Genomic DNA, 15060 nt, shown 5'->3' on the forward strand with positions numbered 1-15060 from the left:
TCATTGGCGAATTCATTAATCAGATGTTTTTCAACTCTTCTGGTGCATGACCCATAATTCATGTGCTTAGTATAAAAATAAATCTTACTTTCGCAAGAGATCTAGTGTTTTAGTACCTAGAGACTACTCTCATATAAGTTATTCAAGCATTTATTGACTACAGTTAGCTAATTTTGAATAGTAATGGTCTTTTTATTTCTTAAGAATAAACATGGAACAATTCGGCGTTCACAGTTATTTAACCTATGTGCTAGGTGTGATTATGATCGTGCTTTTACCCGGCCCTAATTCAGTCTTTGTGTTGGCTTTATCGGCACAAAAAGGGGTGCGGGCAGGTTGGAAAGCAGCTATGGGTATTTTTGTGGGTGATGCTATTCTGATGTTAGCCAGTGCAGCGGGTGCAGTAACCTTACTTAAAACTTATCCTTTACTCTTCCATATTGTGCAGTATGTGGGGGCGGCCTATTTAATTTATTTAGGTTTACGCCTGATTATCGCGGCTGTCAAAACTTGGCCGAAAGAGCAAGCTTTACAAGCTGAACTTGAAAAGCCGCTGGCTGAGCCAAAATTGGCGAAACAATCTTCACCATTTATAAAAGCTTTAATTATTAGTTTACTCAATCCTAAAGCGATCCTGTTTTTCTTATCCTTCTTTGTGCAGTTTGTCGATCCGCAATATCCACAGCCTGCTTTATCGTTTTTGATTCTAGCAGTGACTTTGCAGTTTTTTAGTGCCTTGTACTTGGCAGCTTTAATTTATGGCGGCCATTATTTAGCGGAAGCCTTTCGCCAGCGTAAGCGTTTAAGTGCGGTATCAACCGGCGGGACGGGTGTGGCTTTTCTGGGTTTTGCCGCTAAGTTGGCGACGGCTTCGGCGCTGGCTTAAATTATTGACCTAATCCGTTTTTGTTGCCTATTGACCTCAACTTTAAGGTGCAGCCTCAGTCACAACTGAGAGCCTACACGCTGCCTCTTTTATCTAGATGTTTTCTCTAACTTTCTATTCCAGTGAAAGATATTTCCGTTCTGCTTGGCTTGTTGCGAATGAGCGCTAATTTCTGTTTTCCCCATTGCGCTACGAAAGTAGTCTGAGGAAAATATTAAAAAAATATTGCAGTGCACAGGAATTTTGTTAACAATCTATCAATTTATCTTACATTTACTGAGATAAATGGTATATTTGCTGCACTGATTGTCAACAATCTGGAGCAATCATGTCAGCGCAGTTAGATTTAGACGAAGAAAGAACTTTATCCGATAAAGCCTCCAGCCGATTAACCCAAGCGATTGTCACCGGGGAGTTGGCTCAAGGGCAGAAGTTAAGCGAAGCCGATTTAGCCACGCGTTTTGGCATTAGCCGCGGCCCCTTACGTGAAGCGATTCGCCAATTAGAAGGGATGCGCTTAGTAACTCGAGTACCGCACGCGGGTGCAAGAGTGGTGATGCTTGATAAGTCCATGTTGGCGGATTTATATCGAGTGCGTGAAGCCCTAGAGGGGATGGCTTGTCGGATGGCGGCTCAAGCCATGAGCCAAACAGAGATTGATACCTTGTTCATACTGTTGAATCGGCATGAAGAAGAAATAAACGCAGCTGATGGTTTGATCTATTTTCAGAGCGAAGGGGATTTTGATTTCCACTTTCAGATAGCTCTGGGTAGCCGTAACCAAATGCTGATTGATTTACTAGCAGGTGAGCTTTACCAATTACTGAGAATGTGTCGTTATCGCACCAGTCATTTGGCTAAGCGTACTCGACCTGCTTTGCAACAACACCGTCAGATCGCCGAAGCTATTGCCGAACGCGACGGGGATCTCGCCGAATTGCTCATGCGTCGCCATATTAGTGGTGCATGGAAAAGTATTAGCCAAATAATGGAGACTAACCCATGACTGACCAATTGACCCCCGGCCAAAAATTCCGCCGTGCTGTTGAGGAAAATCACCCTCTGCAAGTAGTCGGAGCCGTAACCGCCAATAGTGCGATTATCGCCGAGAGAGTCGGCCATAAAGCTTTGTATTTATCCGGTGGTGGGGTTGCCGCGTCGTCTTTAGGGATTCCCGATTTAGGTATCACCACTCTGCACGATGTGGTGGAAGACATTAAGCGTATTACTGGTGTGACTTCTGCCCCTTTATTAGTCGATATCGATACCGGCTGGGGTGGTGCTTTCAATATTGCACGTGCCACCCGTGAAGTCGCTCAAGCGGGTGCTGCAGGCTTCCATATCGAAGATCAAGTGATGCAAAAGCGTTGCGGTCATCGCCCGAATAAAGCCATCGTAAGCTTGGAAGAAATGGTGGATCGCGTGAAAGCGGCTGTGGATGCGCGTACAGATGCTAGTTTTGTGATTATGGCGCGTACTGATGCTTTAGCGGTGGAGGGGATGCAATCAGCGATTGACCGTGCGATGGCGTGTGTTGAAGCGGGTGCGGATATGATTTTCCCTGAAGCGATGAATAAGCTGGAGCAATATGCGGAATTCACCAAGGCGGTAAAAGTTCCAGTCTTAGCCAATATCACTGAATTCGGTGCAACTCCACTGTATACCACGACTGAATTGTCGAGTGTTGGCGTGAAATTAGTACTCTATCCACTGTCTGCTTTCCGCGCGATGTGTAAAGCCGCAGAAAATGTCTACACCTATTTACTCCAAGAGGGCACACAAAAGAATGTGCTTGACACGATGCAAACCCGCATGGAGCTTTACGACACTATCGGCTATCACGCTTACGAACAAAAGCTGGATGCATTATTCGCCAAGCAAGGCACAGAATAAGGAGTAAGGTGAAATGTTTGAACAAGTTCTACCCAAAACTAAAAAGTCTGTTGCGCTTTCTGGCATTGCCGCAGGCAATACTGCGATTTGTACGGTCGGTCGTACTGGTAATGACTTGCATTATCGGGGTTACGACATTCTCGATTTCGCTGAAAAAGCCGAATTTGAAGAAATTGCACATTTATTGATTCATGGCGTATTGCCGAATCCTGCGCAGTTAAAAGCGTATAAAGCTAAATTAAAATCGATGCGTGGCCTTCCTTTAGCAGTCAAGCAAGCGATGGAAGCGTTGCCACCGTCGGCTCACCCGATGGATGTAATGCGTACCGGCTGTTCAGTACTCGGTACCTGTTTACCCGAAAAAGAAGAGCATCCCGTTGCAGAAACGCGCTTGATGCTGGATCGTTTGGTTGCAAGTTTCGGTTCTATGCTGCTCTATTGGTATCACTTCGCCGTGAATGGTAAGCGTATTGACGTTGAGAGCGATGAAGATTCAGTAGGTGGGCACTTCCTGCATTTATTGCACGGTAAAAAGCCGCGTGAATCATGGGTGCGTGCCATGCACACCTCTTTGATTCTGTATGCCGAGCATGAATTCAATGCATCTACTTTCACCTCACGGGTAATTGCTGGAACGAATTCCGATATTTATTCCTGCATTACTGGTGCGATTGGTGCTTTACGCGGTTCCAAACATGGTGGTGCAAATGAAGTCGCCTTCCGTATTCAAAGCCGTTATTTCACGCCAGATCAAGCAGAAGCCGATATCCGTAAGCGCGTGGAAAATAAAGAAGTCATTATTGGCTTCGGCCATCCAGTCTACACTATTGCTGACCCACGCAATGAAGTGATCAAGCGTGTCGCCAAGCAACTTTCAGACGAAAACAGTGACTTGACTATGTATAACGTAGCTGAGCGTTTAGAAAAGGTCATGAAAGAAGTTAAGAATATGTTCCCGAACCTTGATTGGTTCTCGGCGGTTTCTTATAACCAAATGGGTGTACCAACCGATATGTTCACACCCTTATTCGTGATTGCACGTACTACCGGCTGGGGTGCGCACGTGATTGAACAGCGTGAGGACGGCAAAATCATTCGCCCCAGTGCGCATTACACGGGCCCTGAAGGTTTGACTTGGGTTCCTTTGGAACAGCGTTTTTAACAAGGAAAATACTGCATAATGAACACCGTATACCGTAAAAACCTTCCGGGTACTTCACTAGATTATTTCGACACACGTGCAGCAGTCGAAGCTATCCAAGCAGGCAGCTACGACATTTTGCCTTATACCTCTCGTGTTTTAGCCGAACAACTCGTTCGCCGCTGTGAGCCTGAAGCAGTCACCGATTCTTTAAAGCAATTAATTGAGCGTCGCCAAGATTTAGATTTTCCTTGGTATCCCGCTCGCGTCGTGTGCCATGACATCTTAGGTCAAACGGCATTAGTCGATTTGGCAGGCTTGCGCGATGCGATTGCTGACCAAGGTGGCGATCCCTCCTTAGTTAATCCCGTTGTACCTACGCAATTAATCGTGGATCACTCATTAGCCGTTGAGTGTGGCGGTTTTGATCCCGATGCATTCGCTAAAAACCGTGCGATTGAAGACCGTCGTAATGAAGACCGTTTCCATTTTATTGACTGGACAAAAACTGCGTTTAAAAATGTGGATGTGATTCCAGCAGGCAACGGTATCATGCACCAAATCAACTTGGAGAAAATGTCTCCAGTGATTCAAGCGCGCGAAGGGGTTGCCTTCCCTGATACTTGTGTGGGGACAGATTCACACACCCCACACGTTGACGCATTAGGCGTGATTGCGATTGGTGTGGGTGGTTTAGAAGCTGAAACCGTTATGCTCGGTCATCCTTCTATGATGCGTCTACCTGACATCGTGGGTGTAAGGCTCACGGGTAAACGTCAACCCAATATTACCGCAACGGATATCGTATTAGCTTTGACTGAGTTTTTACGTAAAGAGCGCGTGGTGGGTGCTTATGTAGAATTCTTTGGTGATGGTGCAGATAGTCTCTCTATCGGTGACCGTGCCACTATTTCTAATATGTGCCCTGAGTATGGGGCAACGGCGGCGATGTTCTACATCGACCAACAAACCATTGACTACTTGAAGTTGACAGGTCGTGAACCAGAGCAAGTAGCCCTAGTTGAAAACTATGCGAAAACAACTGGCTTGTGGACAGATGCGCTGAAAAATGCTCAATATCCACGAGTACTGGAGTTTGACCTCTCTACGGTCGTGCGCAATATGGCAGGCCCCTCTAACCCACATAAACGCTTACCCACCTCTGCGTTACAAGAGCGTGGTATTGCGGATGAAGCTAAACTAGCCGCCGCCAAGCAAGAAGAAGCACAAGGTTTATTACCAGACGGTGCTGTGATTATTGCGGCAATAACTTCTTGTACCAACACTTCTAATCCACGTAACGTAGTCGCAGCAGGCTTACTAGCTAAGAAAGCTAATGAACTGGGCTTAGTGCGCAAGCCTTGGGTGAAATCCTCCTTTGCGCCCGGCTCTAAAGTGGCTGAGTTGTATTTGAAAGCAGCGGGTTTGTTACCTGAACTAGAAAAATTAGGTTTTGGTATTGTGGCGTTTGCCTGTACAACCTGTAACGGTATGTCAGGCGCACTAGACCCCAAAATCCAGCAAGAAATCATTGATCGTGACCTGTACTCAACAGCTGTATTATCAGGTAATCGCAACTTTGATGGTCGTATTCACCCTTATGCCAAACAAGCATTCTTAGCTTCACCACCGCTGGTTGTGGCGTATGCGATTGCCGGTACAATACGCTTAGACATCGAACAAGATGCATTGGGTATTGACCAAAACGGTAATCCGATTACCTTAAAAGATATTTGGCCCTCCGACGAGGAAATCGATGCGATTGTGGCACAAGCGGTTAAACCTGAGCAATTCAAACAGGTTTACATCCCGATGTTTGATTTAGGCAAAGTCGAAGAAGCGGCAAGTCCGTTATACGACTGGCGTCCTATGTCGACTTATATCCGTCGTCCGCCTTATTGGGAAGGTGCATTGGCAGGTGAACGTACTTTAAAAGGTATGCGCCCCTTAGCAGTGTTAGGTGACAATATCACCACTGACCACTTATCGCCTTCTAATGCGATTCTTGCCAGCAGTGCGGCGGGTGAGTACTTAGCCAAAATGGGTTTACCTGAAGAAGACTTCAACTCTTACGCAACTCACCGTGGCGATCACTTAACCGCACAACGCGCTACTTTTGCGAACCCGCAATTGATCAATGAAATGGCGGTGGTGGATGGGCAAGTGAAAAAAGGCTCTCTTGCTCGTGTCGAGCCAGACGGTCAAGTCATGCGTATGTGGGAAGCGATTGAAACTTACATGAACCGTAAGCAACCCCTGATCATTATTGCAGGTGCGGATTATGGTCAGGGCTCAAGCCGTGACTGGGCAGCGAAAGGTGTGCGCTTAGCAGGTGTGGAAGCGATTGTGGCGGAAGGTTTCGAGCGTATTCACCGCACCAACTTAGTCGGTATGGGCGTATTACCATTGGAATTCAAAGCGGGTGAAACACGCAAAACCTATAACATCGACGGTACAGAAACCTTTGATGTCGAAGGCGAAATTGCGCCACGTACTGATTTAACGGTTGTCATGCATCGCAAAAACGGCGAAACCGTGCGGATTCCAGTGAAATGTCGCTTAGATACCGCAGCAGAAGTGCGGGTGTATAAAGCGGGCGGTGTACTGCAACGCTTTGCCCAAGATTTCTTGGAATCAAACGCGGCGTAATTAAACCCTTTCCAAAACCCCACCCTAACCCTCCCCTTATCAAGGGAGGGAATAAGAGGGCTAAGCTCCTCCCCTGATAAGGGGAGGTTGGGAGGGGTTCAACTATTCACGAGGCTAACTATGTCTAATGTTCCTCAAGTAAAAGTCCCTGCCACTTATCTACGTGGTGGGACGAGTAAAGGTGTATTCTTCCGCCTTGAAGACTTGCCCGAATCAGCGCAAGTACCCGGTAAGGCGCGTGATAAATTATTCCAACGTGTGATTGGTAGTCCAGACCCTTATGGTGCGCACATTGATGGCATGGGCGGCGCAACATCCAGCACCAGTAAATGCGTTATTTTATGCAAAAGTAGCAAGCCTGATCACGATGTCGACTATCTGTATGGACAGATTTCCATTGATAAAGATTTCGTAGATTGGAGCGGTAACTGCGGTAATTTATCAACGGGTGCGGGCGCATTTGCGATTCATGCAGGTTATGTGGATGCATCACGTATTCCCGAAAATGGCATTTGCACGGTACGCATTTGGCAAGCGAATATCAGCAAAACCATTATTGCTCACGTTCCCATTACCAATGGGCAAGTACAAGAAACGGGTGATTTTGAACTCGACGGTGTAACCTTCCCCGCTGCTGAGATTGTATTAGAGTTTCTTGATCCATCTGATGAAGGCGAAGAGGGTGGCAGTTTATTCCCCACTGGCAACCTTATTGATCAGTTAGAAGTACCTGACGTAGGTACATTCCCCGCCACTATGATCACAGCGGGTATTCCGACCGTATTTGTGAATGCAGAAGATATTGGCTATACCGGAACAGAATTACGCGAAGCGATTAACACCGATGCAAAAGCTTTAGCCCGTTTGGAAAAAATCCGCGTTGCAGGTGCTTTACGTATGGGTTTGATCAAAACTCCAGAAGAAGCGGCTACTCGTCAACATACTCCGAAAGTCGCATTTGTATCTAAACCCAAAGACTATAAATCCTCCAGCGGCAAGCAAATTAATGCGTCTGACGTGGATTTATTAGTACGTGCTTTGTCTATGGGCAAATTGCACCATGCGATGATGGGAACAGCAGCAGTAGCGATTGGTACAGCAGCAGCCGTTCCGGGGACTTTAGTTAATTTAGCAGCGGGCGGTGGTGAACGTACTTCAGTAAATTTTGGGCATCCATCTGGTACGTTGCGCGTCGGTGCAGAAGCTAAATTGGAAAACGGTGAATGGAAAGTTACTAAGGCGATTATGAGTCGTAGTGCACGTATCCTGATGGAAGGTTGGGTGCGCGTTCCGGGTGACAGTTTTTAGTATTGACATTAGGCTAGGATAGGAGGAGTTAAACATGAGTTATAAAGCAGAATATGAACGTTCTATGAATGACCCAGAGGGTTTCTGGAAAGAAAAAGCAGAAGCCCTACAGTGGTATAAATTCCCAGAAACGATTTTATCTCAAGATAAACATGGTATTTATCGCTGGTTTAAAGATGGCGAGATGAATACTTCCTATATGGCACTCGACTATCATGTTGAACAAGGCCGTGGTGATCAAGTTGCGATTATTTATGATTCGCCCGTTAGTAATACTAAAACTAAAGTCACTTATGCTGAGCTGTTAGATCAGGTCGCGCGCACCGCTGGGATGCTTAAAGGCCTAGGTGTTGGTAAAGGTGACCGCGTTATTATCTATATGCCGATGATGGTTGAAGCGGTCGTCGGGATGTTGGCGGTTGCACGTCTAGGAGCGATTCACTCTGTGGTTTTCGGAGGGTTCGCACCACCTGAACTCGCAGTGCGTTTAGAAGATGCTCAGCCTAAGGTTATTTTGTCTTCTTCTTGCGGGATTGAAATCAGTCGCGTGATTGAATACAAGCCTTTGTTGGATAAAGCGATTGAGTTATCTTCACACAAACCACAAGCTTGCGTTATTTTCCAGCGCCCTCAAGCGACCGCTCCTTTAATTGCTGGCCGCGATCATGATTGGGCGCAAATGGCCGCTAATGCAGAACCTGCTGCTTGTGTTCCTGTGAAGGGTACTGATCCTTTGTATATTCTTTATACCTCTGGTACTACCGGTAAGCCTAAAGGTGTCGTTCGTGAAAATGGTGGTCACGCAGTCGCTCTGAACTACAGTATGCAAGCTATCTACAATGTCGGCATTGGTGATGTATTCTGGGCGGCCTCTGATGTGGGTTGGGTTGTTGGGCACTCTTACATTGTATATGCACCGTTAATTCGCGGCTGTACTACGGTTGTGTATGAAGGTAAGCCTATCATGACCCCCGATGCGGGTGCTTTCTGGCGGGTTTGTGAAGAGTATGGTGTAAAAGCGCTCTTTACTGCACCGACGGCTTTCCGTGCTATTAAGAAAGAAGATTCGGCAGGTGAGTTCTTCAAAAAGTATGATTTAAGCAAGCTGAAAACTATTTTCTCTGCAGGCGAGCGCTTAGATCCACCCAGCCAGGAGTGGTTAATGGAGAAAAGTGGTAAGCCGGTGATTGATCACTGGTGGCAAACTGAAACCGGTTGGGGTATCACGGCTAACTTGCAAGGTATTGAACCTATGCCGATTAAGTTAGGTTCGTCTACCATGCCTACTCCTGGATTTAATGTGCAGATTTTGGATGAGTCTGGTCAGCAGCTTAAAAATGGTGAGCAAGGTTATATCGCAATTAAATTGCCTTTACCCCCCGCCTGCTTAGCTACAGTTTGGGGTAATGTGGATAAGTTCAAAGAAAGCTATTTGTCTACTTTCGAAGGCTATTATGCTTCTGGTGATGGTGGTTATATCGACCAAGATGGCTATGTCTTCGTGATGGGGCGTGTGGATGATGTGATCAATGTGGCAGGCCATCGCTTATCAACTGGCGAAATGGAAGAAATCATTGGTGGACACGCTGCGGTAGCCGAATGTGCAGTCGTTGGGCGGGATGATGATCTGAAAGGCCAAATTCCGATTGGCTTAGTGGTACTGAAGTCTGGTGTGGAAATTGATGAGGCGACTTTATCTAAAGAGCTAGTCACTATGATCCGTGGCAGTATCGGTGCGATTGCCTGTTACAAAGATACTTATATTGTTAAGCGCTTACCGAAAACCCGTTCTGGGAAAATTTTACGTAAGAACATGCGCCAGATGATTAATGGTGAGAAGTATGTAGTACCTTCAACCATTGACGATCCAGGTATCATGCCAGAAATCGAAGCACAATTAAGAGAGTGTGGTGTGATTCGCTCTTAATTAATAGCGAATAATAAGGGAGTACGAGGCTCCCTTATTTTAAGTGTGTCTACATTTTATACAATATAAAATCTCCTACTAGCCAATAATGTCGTCCTGAGTTTTATTAAATCTTAGTTAAGATCTTGTAGTTTTCGTCGATTTAATACAGCTAGCTAAATTTTTCGTGCATAATTGCTACCATTGCGGTTTTTGGTGCGATTTGAATGAAAGTGTTTGCTCAGTGTGGCGTCCCAGCCGTCGGCTTGTCCTTTCTTGTTAGTCTCTTATTGAGCCTAGCAATGCCTAGCCTAGCGGCTGAAGATAAAAAAGTGACTGAGGCAAGTCCGGTTGAAACTACCCTTGCTACGGATGAAGTAGATGAAGTAGGTTTTCCAGTAGCTAAATCTCCGATTGATCTTACCAATACCGAAGCGGATGAAATGGCTCAATCGATTGTGAAGATTTATACTACTGCTGAAAAGAATTCTACCCTAGCACCGTGGAATTCTGATAGTGAATCCATGATCGGTACAGGCTTTGTGATTAAAGGTAATCGTATTCTCACCAATGCGCATGTAGTAGAGAGCAATACTTTCATTGAGTTACAGCGGGATGGTAAACCAGATCGTTACGAGGCCGAGGTAGTAGCCATTTCGCATGAAGCTGATTTAGCACTATTAAAAGTCAAGGATGAAAGCTTTTTCAAAAAAGGCAAATTCTTAGAGCTTGGAGAGTTGCCGCGTGTACATCAAGAAATCAGTGTGTATGGTTTTCCTACAGGTGGGGATACTTTAAGTGTGACTAAAGGTATCGTATCGCGGATTGAGTATTTAGAGTATGCACATAGTGGTTTAGCCTCGCAAGCAATTCAAATTGATGCTGCAATTAATCCAGGGAACAGTGGTGGACCTGCTTTAGCAGGGAATAAAGTGGTAGGTGTAGCCATGCAAGTTGCCGCGAATGGTGAAGAAAATATTGGCTATATGATCCCGCCTTCAATTATTAATCACTTTTTAAAGGATTTAGAGGATGGACGTTATGATGGTTTCCCTGAATTCGCGGTAGTCACTGAGCAGTTGGTGAATCCTGCGTTGCGCAGTAAGCATAATCTGTCCAAAGAGCAAACCGGTGTGCTGATTACTAAAGTTTGCGCAGGTGCTACGCCGGAGCAATATTTGAAGGTTGGCGATATTATTACCAAGATTGATCATGAGCCTGTCGAGAATAATGGCACAGTATTATTTCAGCCAAGCAAATATATCGATTTTAATTATCGAGTCGATCAGCATCAGTTAAATGATACTTTGCATCTCGATATTATCCGTGATGGCAAACCTTTAACCGTGCAATTGCCTTTGGATAGAGCCGTGACTTCGGTCTATAGTCATGATACTAAGCCCCGTTACTTTATCTATGGCGGTTATGTCTTCACGCCGACTCAATTAGCTGACACCTGTCAGCATCGCAAAGACTATGATAAAAATGAGTTTAAAGATAAGACTGAAAATGTCAGTATTGTCAAGGTCTTAGCTGCAAGTAGTAATGTCGGTTATCATGATTTAGCCATGCGCGTACAATTGATTAATGGCCAAACTTTCAATGATTTCCGCCAGTTCTATAAGTTAATGAAGCAAGTTAAAACTCCGTATATTACTTTAGAAGATTTAGATGGGTATCAAGTCGTTATCGACCGGCAAGCGGCTGAAGAAGAGCATGTAGAGTTGCTAAAGCGTTATAATATGGAAAGCAGTCAGTCACCTGATTTAGATGATTTGGAAGCTGAATTAGCTAAAGCTAAGCCTTAGCCGCTTATCGTCTTGTGACAGAAACTTGTCTCATTTCGATTATAATTTTTAGTTATTAACCATATAATAAAAATTATCAATACTAAAAACTAATGTCTTGGATTTCGTCGTGACAAAGATGAACAGCTTTATACCCCTCAGCCTAGTGCTGTCGCTAGGCTGTTTAATAGGGCAAGCTCAAGCCGGTAGCCTTTTTCGTTGGGTAGATAACAGCGGCACAGTACATTATGGAGACAGTGTACCGCCTAGCTATTCACAAACTGGCCATGCTGAGTTGAATGCTTTGGGAATGACAGTCAAAAGCGTACCGGCTGCAAAAACTACTGAACAAGCTGCAGAAGATGATTGGATTAAAGACCTAGAAGAAAAACGCCAGAAATTCAAAGATCGCCAACAACAAGAAGATAGAGAACTGCTCACGACTTTCGCAGATGTTAAACAGCTAGACGAATCGCATCAAAATCGCCTCAAAATGCTACAAGATAGCCGGAAGCAAATGGAGGTATTGCGTGATAAGCTCAAGCTAGAGCTTGCTGATTTGCAAGCTGCCTTAGCTAAATCCAAAGGTGTCGAGCAAAAGCGAGTTCAAGGTTTCATTGATACCAAGCAAAAAAGTATGAGCGACTATGAAATGGCTATCCAGCAAAGTTTGGCGGAAGAAAAGCTCGCTGTGCTAGCCTTTCAAAAGCAACGCAGTCGTTTTATCGAGTTACTAGATAAACAGAAAGCTCGTGAGTCTGGCGAAGCCAGCTAAGCTATACTTAGCTGCTGTACAATAGCAGTTGCGTCCGTATAAGAGTGTTGAATTCTGAAAATTCTATCCTGAGTTTTTAAGACTAAGCTAGGGAAACTGTGTGCGCCTAATTGATCGGCCAAAGCTAAGTTGTGTTCAAGTTGCTCTTGAATTGCCATTGAGTTTAAATCAGAAGCAAAGCATGCTGCATCCAAGTCTATTTCAGCAGCTAGTTCAATCAAAGTGCTTGTATCAGAGGGATTACGTGCCTGCTGATAGTAGGCGTTTTGAATAGCAGTTAGCATGGCTTGTCCAGCTTGAGCTTGCTGTATTTCAGCTGCTAAAACCGCACGACAGGCAGGATAAGTTGAGCGGCGTGGTTGACAAGTCGTCCAAAAGTTAAAATTGAACTCTGTACCCGGTACTGTTTGCATAATCTTATGCCAGTTCGCTTGCACCATAGTTTGTGTAGCGAGTGGCATCGGTTCGTCAGTGTCGGGCGCTAAGCCACCTAATACCCTTTGTATGCGCAGATGTGCAGGCAACTGTTGTTGGACTTGTTGCCAAATTGGGCGAAATGCATAACACCAACTACACATCGGGTCGTAAACATAATAAAGCGTTTGTTGCCTTGGAGTTGAGCTTGAGGTTTGCATGGACTCTATCAAGATTTTATAGTCAGTCTAAAGCTTAGCATAAGGATTGAAGGATGTTACAAACTCGTATTCCGCCACCGGTATATGCTGTATTAACTGCCTTAGTGATGTGGGCGCTAGATAGTTATCTGCCTATCTTCCAGCTCTTAGCTGCACCTTGGCATCGTTTCGGTTTGGGCTTAATAACTTTAGCTGTATTAGCGGATTTGTGGTCTTTATGGTTATTCTTGCGTGCACGTACCACGCCAAATCCGCTGAAGCCACAAAATAGTAGCCATTTAGTCACTTCGGGGTTGTATCGTTATACCCGTAATCCCATGTATCTTGGGATGCTCATCATGCTAGTAGGCTGGGCGATTTATTTGGGTAGCTTCAGTCCTTGGCTAATGTTGCCGTTGTTTGTTTGGGTGATTAATACACAACAAATCTTACCTGAAGAAGCGTTTTTAGCGCAGAAATTCGGAGCTAGCTATCAAGCCTATCAGCAATCAGTACCGCGTTGGTTATGACGCTAAGCGCAAACATTCATGACCTAAATTAATCAAAGCTTTTTCTACGGCGGGTGTCCACGGCTGTGCGCAATTAATACGAATGCAATTGGTATATTTAGCGCTGGCCGTAAACAAGCATCCGGGTGCTATGCTGACTTTATGTTCAATCATCCGATGGGTAAGAGCGAGAGTATCCAGATTACGGGGTAATTCTACCCACAGCACGAAGCCACCTTGCGGTTGAGAAATACGTGTACCTTCAGGGAGATATTTATTCAAAGCGCGCGCAAACAAGCTGACTTGCTGTTGATATTGCAGTTGAACTTGGCGTAAATAACGCTCATGTCCGCCATGTTCTAAATAATCGGCTATTGCAAGCTGGGATAAGGTAGGAGCGGCGAGATTAGTCACATATTTAAAATAAGTAGCCCGTTCTAAATCTTGCGGTGGCAGTAACATCCAGCCTAAACGCAATCCTTGCGCTACTGTTTTTGAGAAGGATGAGCAATAAATGACACGCTGATGAGTATCGAAACTATGCAAAGAACGGGGGCGTTCACCGTTGTAAGCTAAATCAGCGTAAATATCATCTTCAATTAAAGGCACTTGGTATTTGTGCGCGAGTTTTATCAAGGTTTGTTTGTAATTATCACTGAGCAGGCTGCCTAAAGGGTTATGAAAATTTGGAATTAACACACAGGCTTTAATCGGCCATTGTTCTAGGGCTAATTCTAAAGCGGGTAAGCTAATCCCTGTTTGAGGATCAGTGGGGATTTCTAGGGCTTTCATGCCTAAAGAGTCAATGACTTGCAGCAAACCATAAAAGGTCGGGGATTCAATGGCAATAATATCGCCTGCTTGTGCCACGGTACGTAAGGCTAAAGTGAGTGCTTCGTGCCCGCCATTAGTAATCAGAATATCCTCAGGATGAATCCGATCACCGCTGGCTAACATGCGCCGCGCAATTTGCTGTTGTAGGTTCGGTAAGCCCGGTGGAAATGCATAATTCGCCGCACGATTATCGTAAGCACGTACCACTTTATTTAAGCTACGCTGTAAGGCACGCATGGGTAGAAAGCTCGCATGGGGAACGGCAGCACCCAGTTGAATGAAGTCGGCTTGATTGACGACCCGTGCTAAGTGTAAGGATAGTTCTTGCCCAGTTACCGGCATCGGTCGTTGGGGCGGGCTAGAGGGGGAGGGGAGTTCAGGCTTGATCCACTGACGCTCACAAACATAGTAGCCGGAACGTGGGCGTGCTTCTAAACTACCCTCATTTTCTAGTTGTCGCTGAGCTTGTACGATGGTGGAAACACTCACCCCAAATTGCTGACTTAATAAGCGTACCCCCGGCAGACGTTCACCCGCGTTATATAAACCAGTTTCAATCTGTTGCTGCAGTCGACTAGCAATATCCTGATATAAAAGCGCCATAAGGATTCACCTGTACCAAAACAGTACAGCTCGTTGAGGGAAAAACAGTACAGTTGTGATTAAAATAAAACTGTACTGATTAAATAAATTTTTTCTAAATCTGTATTGCCAGCTTAACACGCATTATGCTGAACTCACTATAAAAACCTGAGTTA

The 15060-nt window shown here is 45.2% G+C and carries 13 protein-coding genes; 10 read left to right on the forward strand and 3 right to left on the reverse strand.

Translation table 11 applies throughout. The annotated features are described in order from the left end of the window. Positions 1-211 precede the first annotated feature (211 nt). The 4 genes from leuE to prpC all read left to right on the forward strand — a co-directional run bounded on the left by leuE (position 212) and on the right by prpC (position 3941). Complete coding sequence (gene leuE, locus Q0307_RS18805; RefSeq protein ID WP_298662848.1) at positions 212-886, forward strand: leucine efflux protein LeuE; 675 nt, start codon at positions 212-214, stop codon at positions 884-886. A gap of 328 nt (positions 887-1214) precedes the next feature. Then, on the forward strand, positions 1215-1892 hold the full coding sequence (locus Q0307_RS18810) for a GntR family transcriptional regulator (protein WP_298662850.1): 678 nt from the start codon (positions 1215-1217) through the stop codon (positions 1890-1892). Further along, positions 1889-2779, forward strand: a complete 891-nt coding sequence (gene prpB / locus Q0307_RS18815; protein ID WP_298662852.1) for a methylisocitrate lyase — start codon at positions 1889-1891, stop codon at positions 2777-2779. Before Q0307_RS18810 ends, prpB begins: the two co-directional genes overlap by 4 nt. 13 nt (positions 2780-2792) lie before the next feature. Continuing rightward, positions 2793-3941, forward strand: coding sequence for a 2-methylcitrate synthase (prpC, locus tag Q0307_RS18820; protein ID WP_298662854.1), 1149 nt, complete (start codon positions 2793-2795; stop codon positions 3939-3941). Here prpC and Q0307_RS19120 read toward each other — a convergent pair. Next, positions 3871-4017, reverse strand: coding sequence for a hypothetical protein (locus tag Q0307_RS19120; protein ID WP_366936800.1), 147 nt, complete (start codon positions 4015-4017; stop codon positions 3871-3873). The genes prpC and Q0307_RS19120 overlap by 71 nt on opposite strands. Here Q0307_RS19120 and acnD point away from each other — a divergent pair. The 5 genes from acnD (at position 3960) to Q0307_RS18845 (ending at position 12345) form a co-directional block, all read left to right on the forward strand. Next, a complete protein-coding gene (gene acnD / locus Q0307_RS18825; protein ID WP_298662859.1) occupies positions 3960-6569 on the forward strand; it encodes a Fe/S-dependent 2-methylisocitrate dehydratase AcnD in 2610 nt (869 codons plus the stop codon). The two genes, Q0307_RS19120 and acnD, sit on opposite strands and share 58 nt — an antisense overlap. A gap of 120 nt (positions 6570-6689) precedes the next feature. Continuing rightward, positions 6690-7877 (forward strand): 2-methylaconitate cis-trans isomerase PrpF, encoded by a 1188-nt coding sequence (prpF, locus tag Q0307_RS18830; protein ID WP_298662862.1) that lies wholly within the window; start codon positions 6690-6692, stop codon positions 7875-7877. A gap of 34 nt (positions 7878-7911) precedes the next feature. Then, entirely contained in the window at positions 7912-9804 is a 1893-nt protein-coding gene (locus Q0307_RS18835; protein ID WP_298662865.1) for a propionyl-CoA synthetase, read from the forward strand. A 206-nt stretch (positions 9805-10010) separates the two neighbouring features. Then, the gene (locus Q0307_RS18840) at positions 10011-11591 is read left to right on the forward strand and encodes a S1C family serine protease (protein ID WP_298662869.1); all 1581 of its coding nucleotides are present in this window, start codon (positions 10011-10013) and stop codon (positions 11589-11591) included. A 118-nt stretch (positions 11592-11709) separates the two neighbouring features. Next, positions 11710-12345, forward strand: coding sequence for a DUF4124 domain-containing protein (locus tag Q0307_RS18845; protein ID WP_298662902.1), 636 nt, complete (start codon positions 11710-11712; stop codon positions 12343-12345). Here the strand turns inward: Q0307_RS18845 and Q0307_RS18850 are convergent. Then, on the reverse strand, positions 12342-12980 hold the full coding sequence (locus Q0307_RS18850; RefSeq protein ID WP_298662872.1) for a DsbA family protein: 639 nt from the start codon (positions 12978-12980) through the stop codon (positions 12342-12344). The genes Q0307_RS18845 and Q0307_RS18850 overlap by 4 nt on opposite strands. A 53-nt stretch (positions 12981-13033) precedes the next feature. Here Q0307_RS18850 and Q0307_RS18855 point away from each other — a divergent pair, with 53 nt between their 5' ends. Continuing rightward, complete coding sequence (locus Q0307_RS18855) at positions 13034-13489, forward strand: isoprenylcysteine carboxylmethyltransferase family protein (protein WP_298662874.1); 456 nt, start codon at positions 13034-13036, stop codon at positions 13487-13489. On the opposite strand, the gene Q0307_RS18860 is transcribed toward Q0307_RS18855, so the two are convergent. Continuing rightward, positions 13484-14905 carry a PLP-dependent aminotransferase family protein gene (locus tag Q0307_RS18860; RefSeq protein WP_298662876.1) on the reverse strand — a complete coding sequence of 474 codons (1422 nt, stop codon included), beginning with the start codon at positions 14903-14905 and terminating at the stop codon, positions 13484-13486. The genes Q0307_RS18855 and Q0307_RS18860 overlap by 6 nt on opposite strands. Positions 14906-15060: the final 155 nt, after the last annotated feature.

It is taken from the genome of uncultured Thiothrix sp., assembly GCF_937873765.1.
Taxonomy (GTDB): Bacteria; Pseudomonadota; Gammaproteobacteria; order Thiotrichales; family Thiotrichaceae; genus Thiolinea.

Bases quoted from the DNA above. Each gene is read 5' to 3' on its own strand.
- prpB (WP_298662852.1), top strand. From the start codon at position 1,889: ATGACTGACCAATTGACCCCCGGCCAAAAATTCCGCCGTGCTGTTGAG.
- prpC (WP_298662854.1), top strand. From the start codon at position 2,793: ATGTTTGAACAAGTTCTACCCAAAACTAAAAAGTCTGTTGCGCTTTCT.
- Q0307_RS18840 (WP_298662869.1), top strand. From the start codon at position 10,011: ATGAAAGTGTTTGCTCAGTGTGGCGTCCCAGCCGTCGGCTTGTCCTTT.
- Q0307_RS18835 (WP_298662865.1), top strand. From the start codon at position 7,912: ATGAGTTATAAAGCAGAATATGAACGTTCTATGAATGACCCAGAGGGT.
- acnD (WP_298662859.1), top strand. From the start codon at position 3,960: ATGAACACCGTATACCGTAAAAACCTTCCGGGTACTTCACTAGATTAT.
- leuE (WP_298662848.1), top strand. From the start codon at position 212: ATGGAACAATTCGGCGTTCACAGTTATTTAACCTATGTGCTAGGTGTG.
- Q0307_RS18850 (WP_298662872.1), bottom strand. From the start codon at position 12,980: ATGCAAACCTCAAGCTCAACTCCAAGGCAACAAACGCTTTATTATGTT.
- Q0307_RS18855 (WP_298662874.1), top strand. From the start codon at position 13,034: ATGTTACAAACTCGTATTCCGCCACCGGTATATGCTGTATTAACTGCC.
- prpF (WP_298662862.1), top strand. From the start codon at position 6,690: ATGTCTAATGTTCCTCAAGTAAAAGTCCCTGCCACTTATCTACGTGGT.
- Q0307_RS18845 (WP_298662902.1), top strand. From the start codon at position 11,710: ATGAACAGCTTTATACCCCTCAGCCTAGTGCTGTCGCTAGGCTGTTTA.
- Q0307_RS18810 (WP_298662850.1), top strand. From the start codon at position 1,215: ATGTCAGCGCAGTTAGATTTAGACGAAGAAAGAACTTTATCCGATAAA.
- Q0307_RS18860 (WP_298662876.1), bottom strand. From the start codon at position 14,905: ATGGCGCTTTTATATCAGGATATTGCTAGTCGACTGCAGCAACAGATT.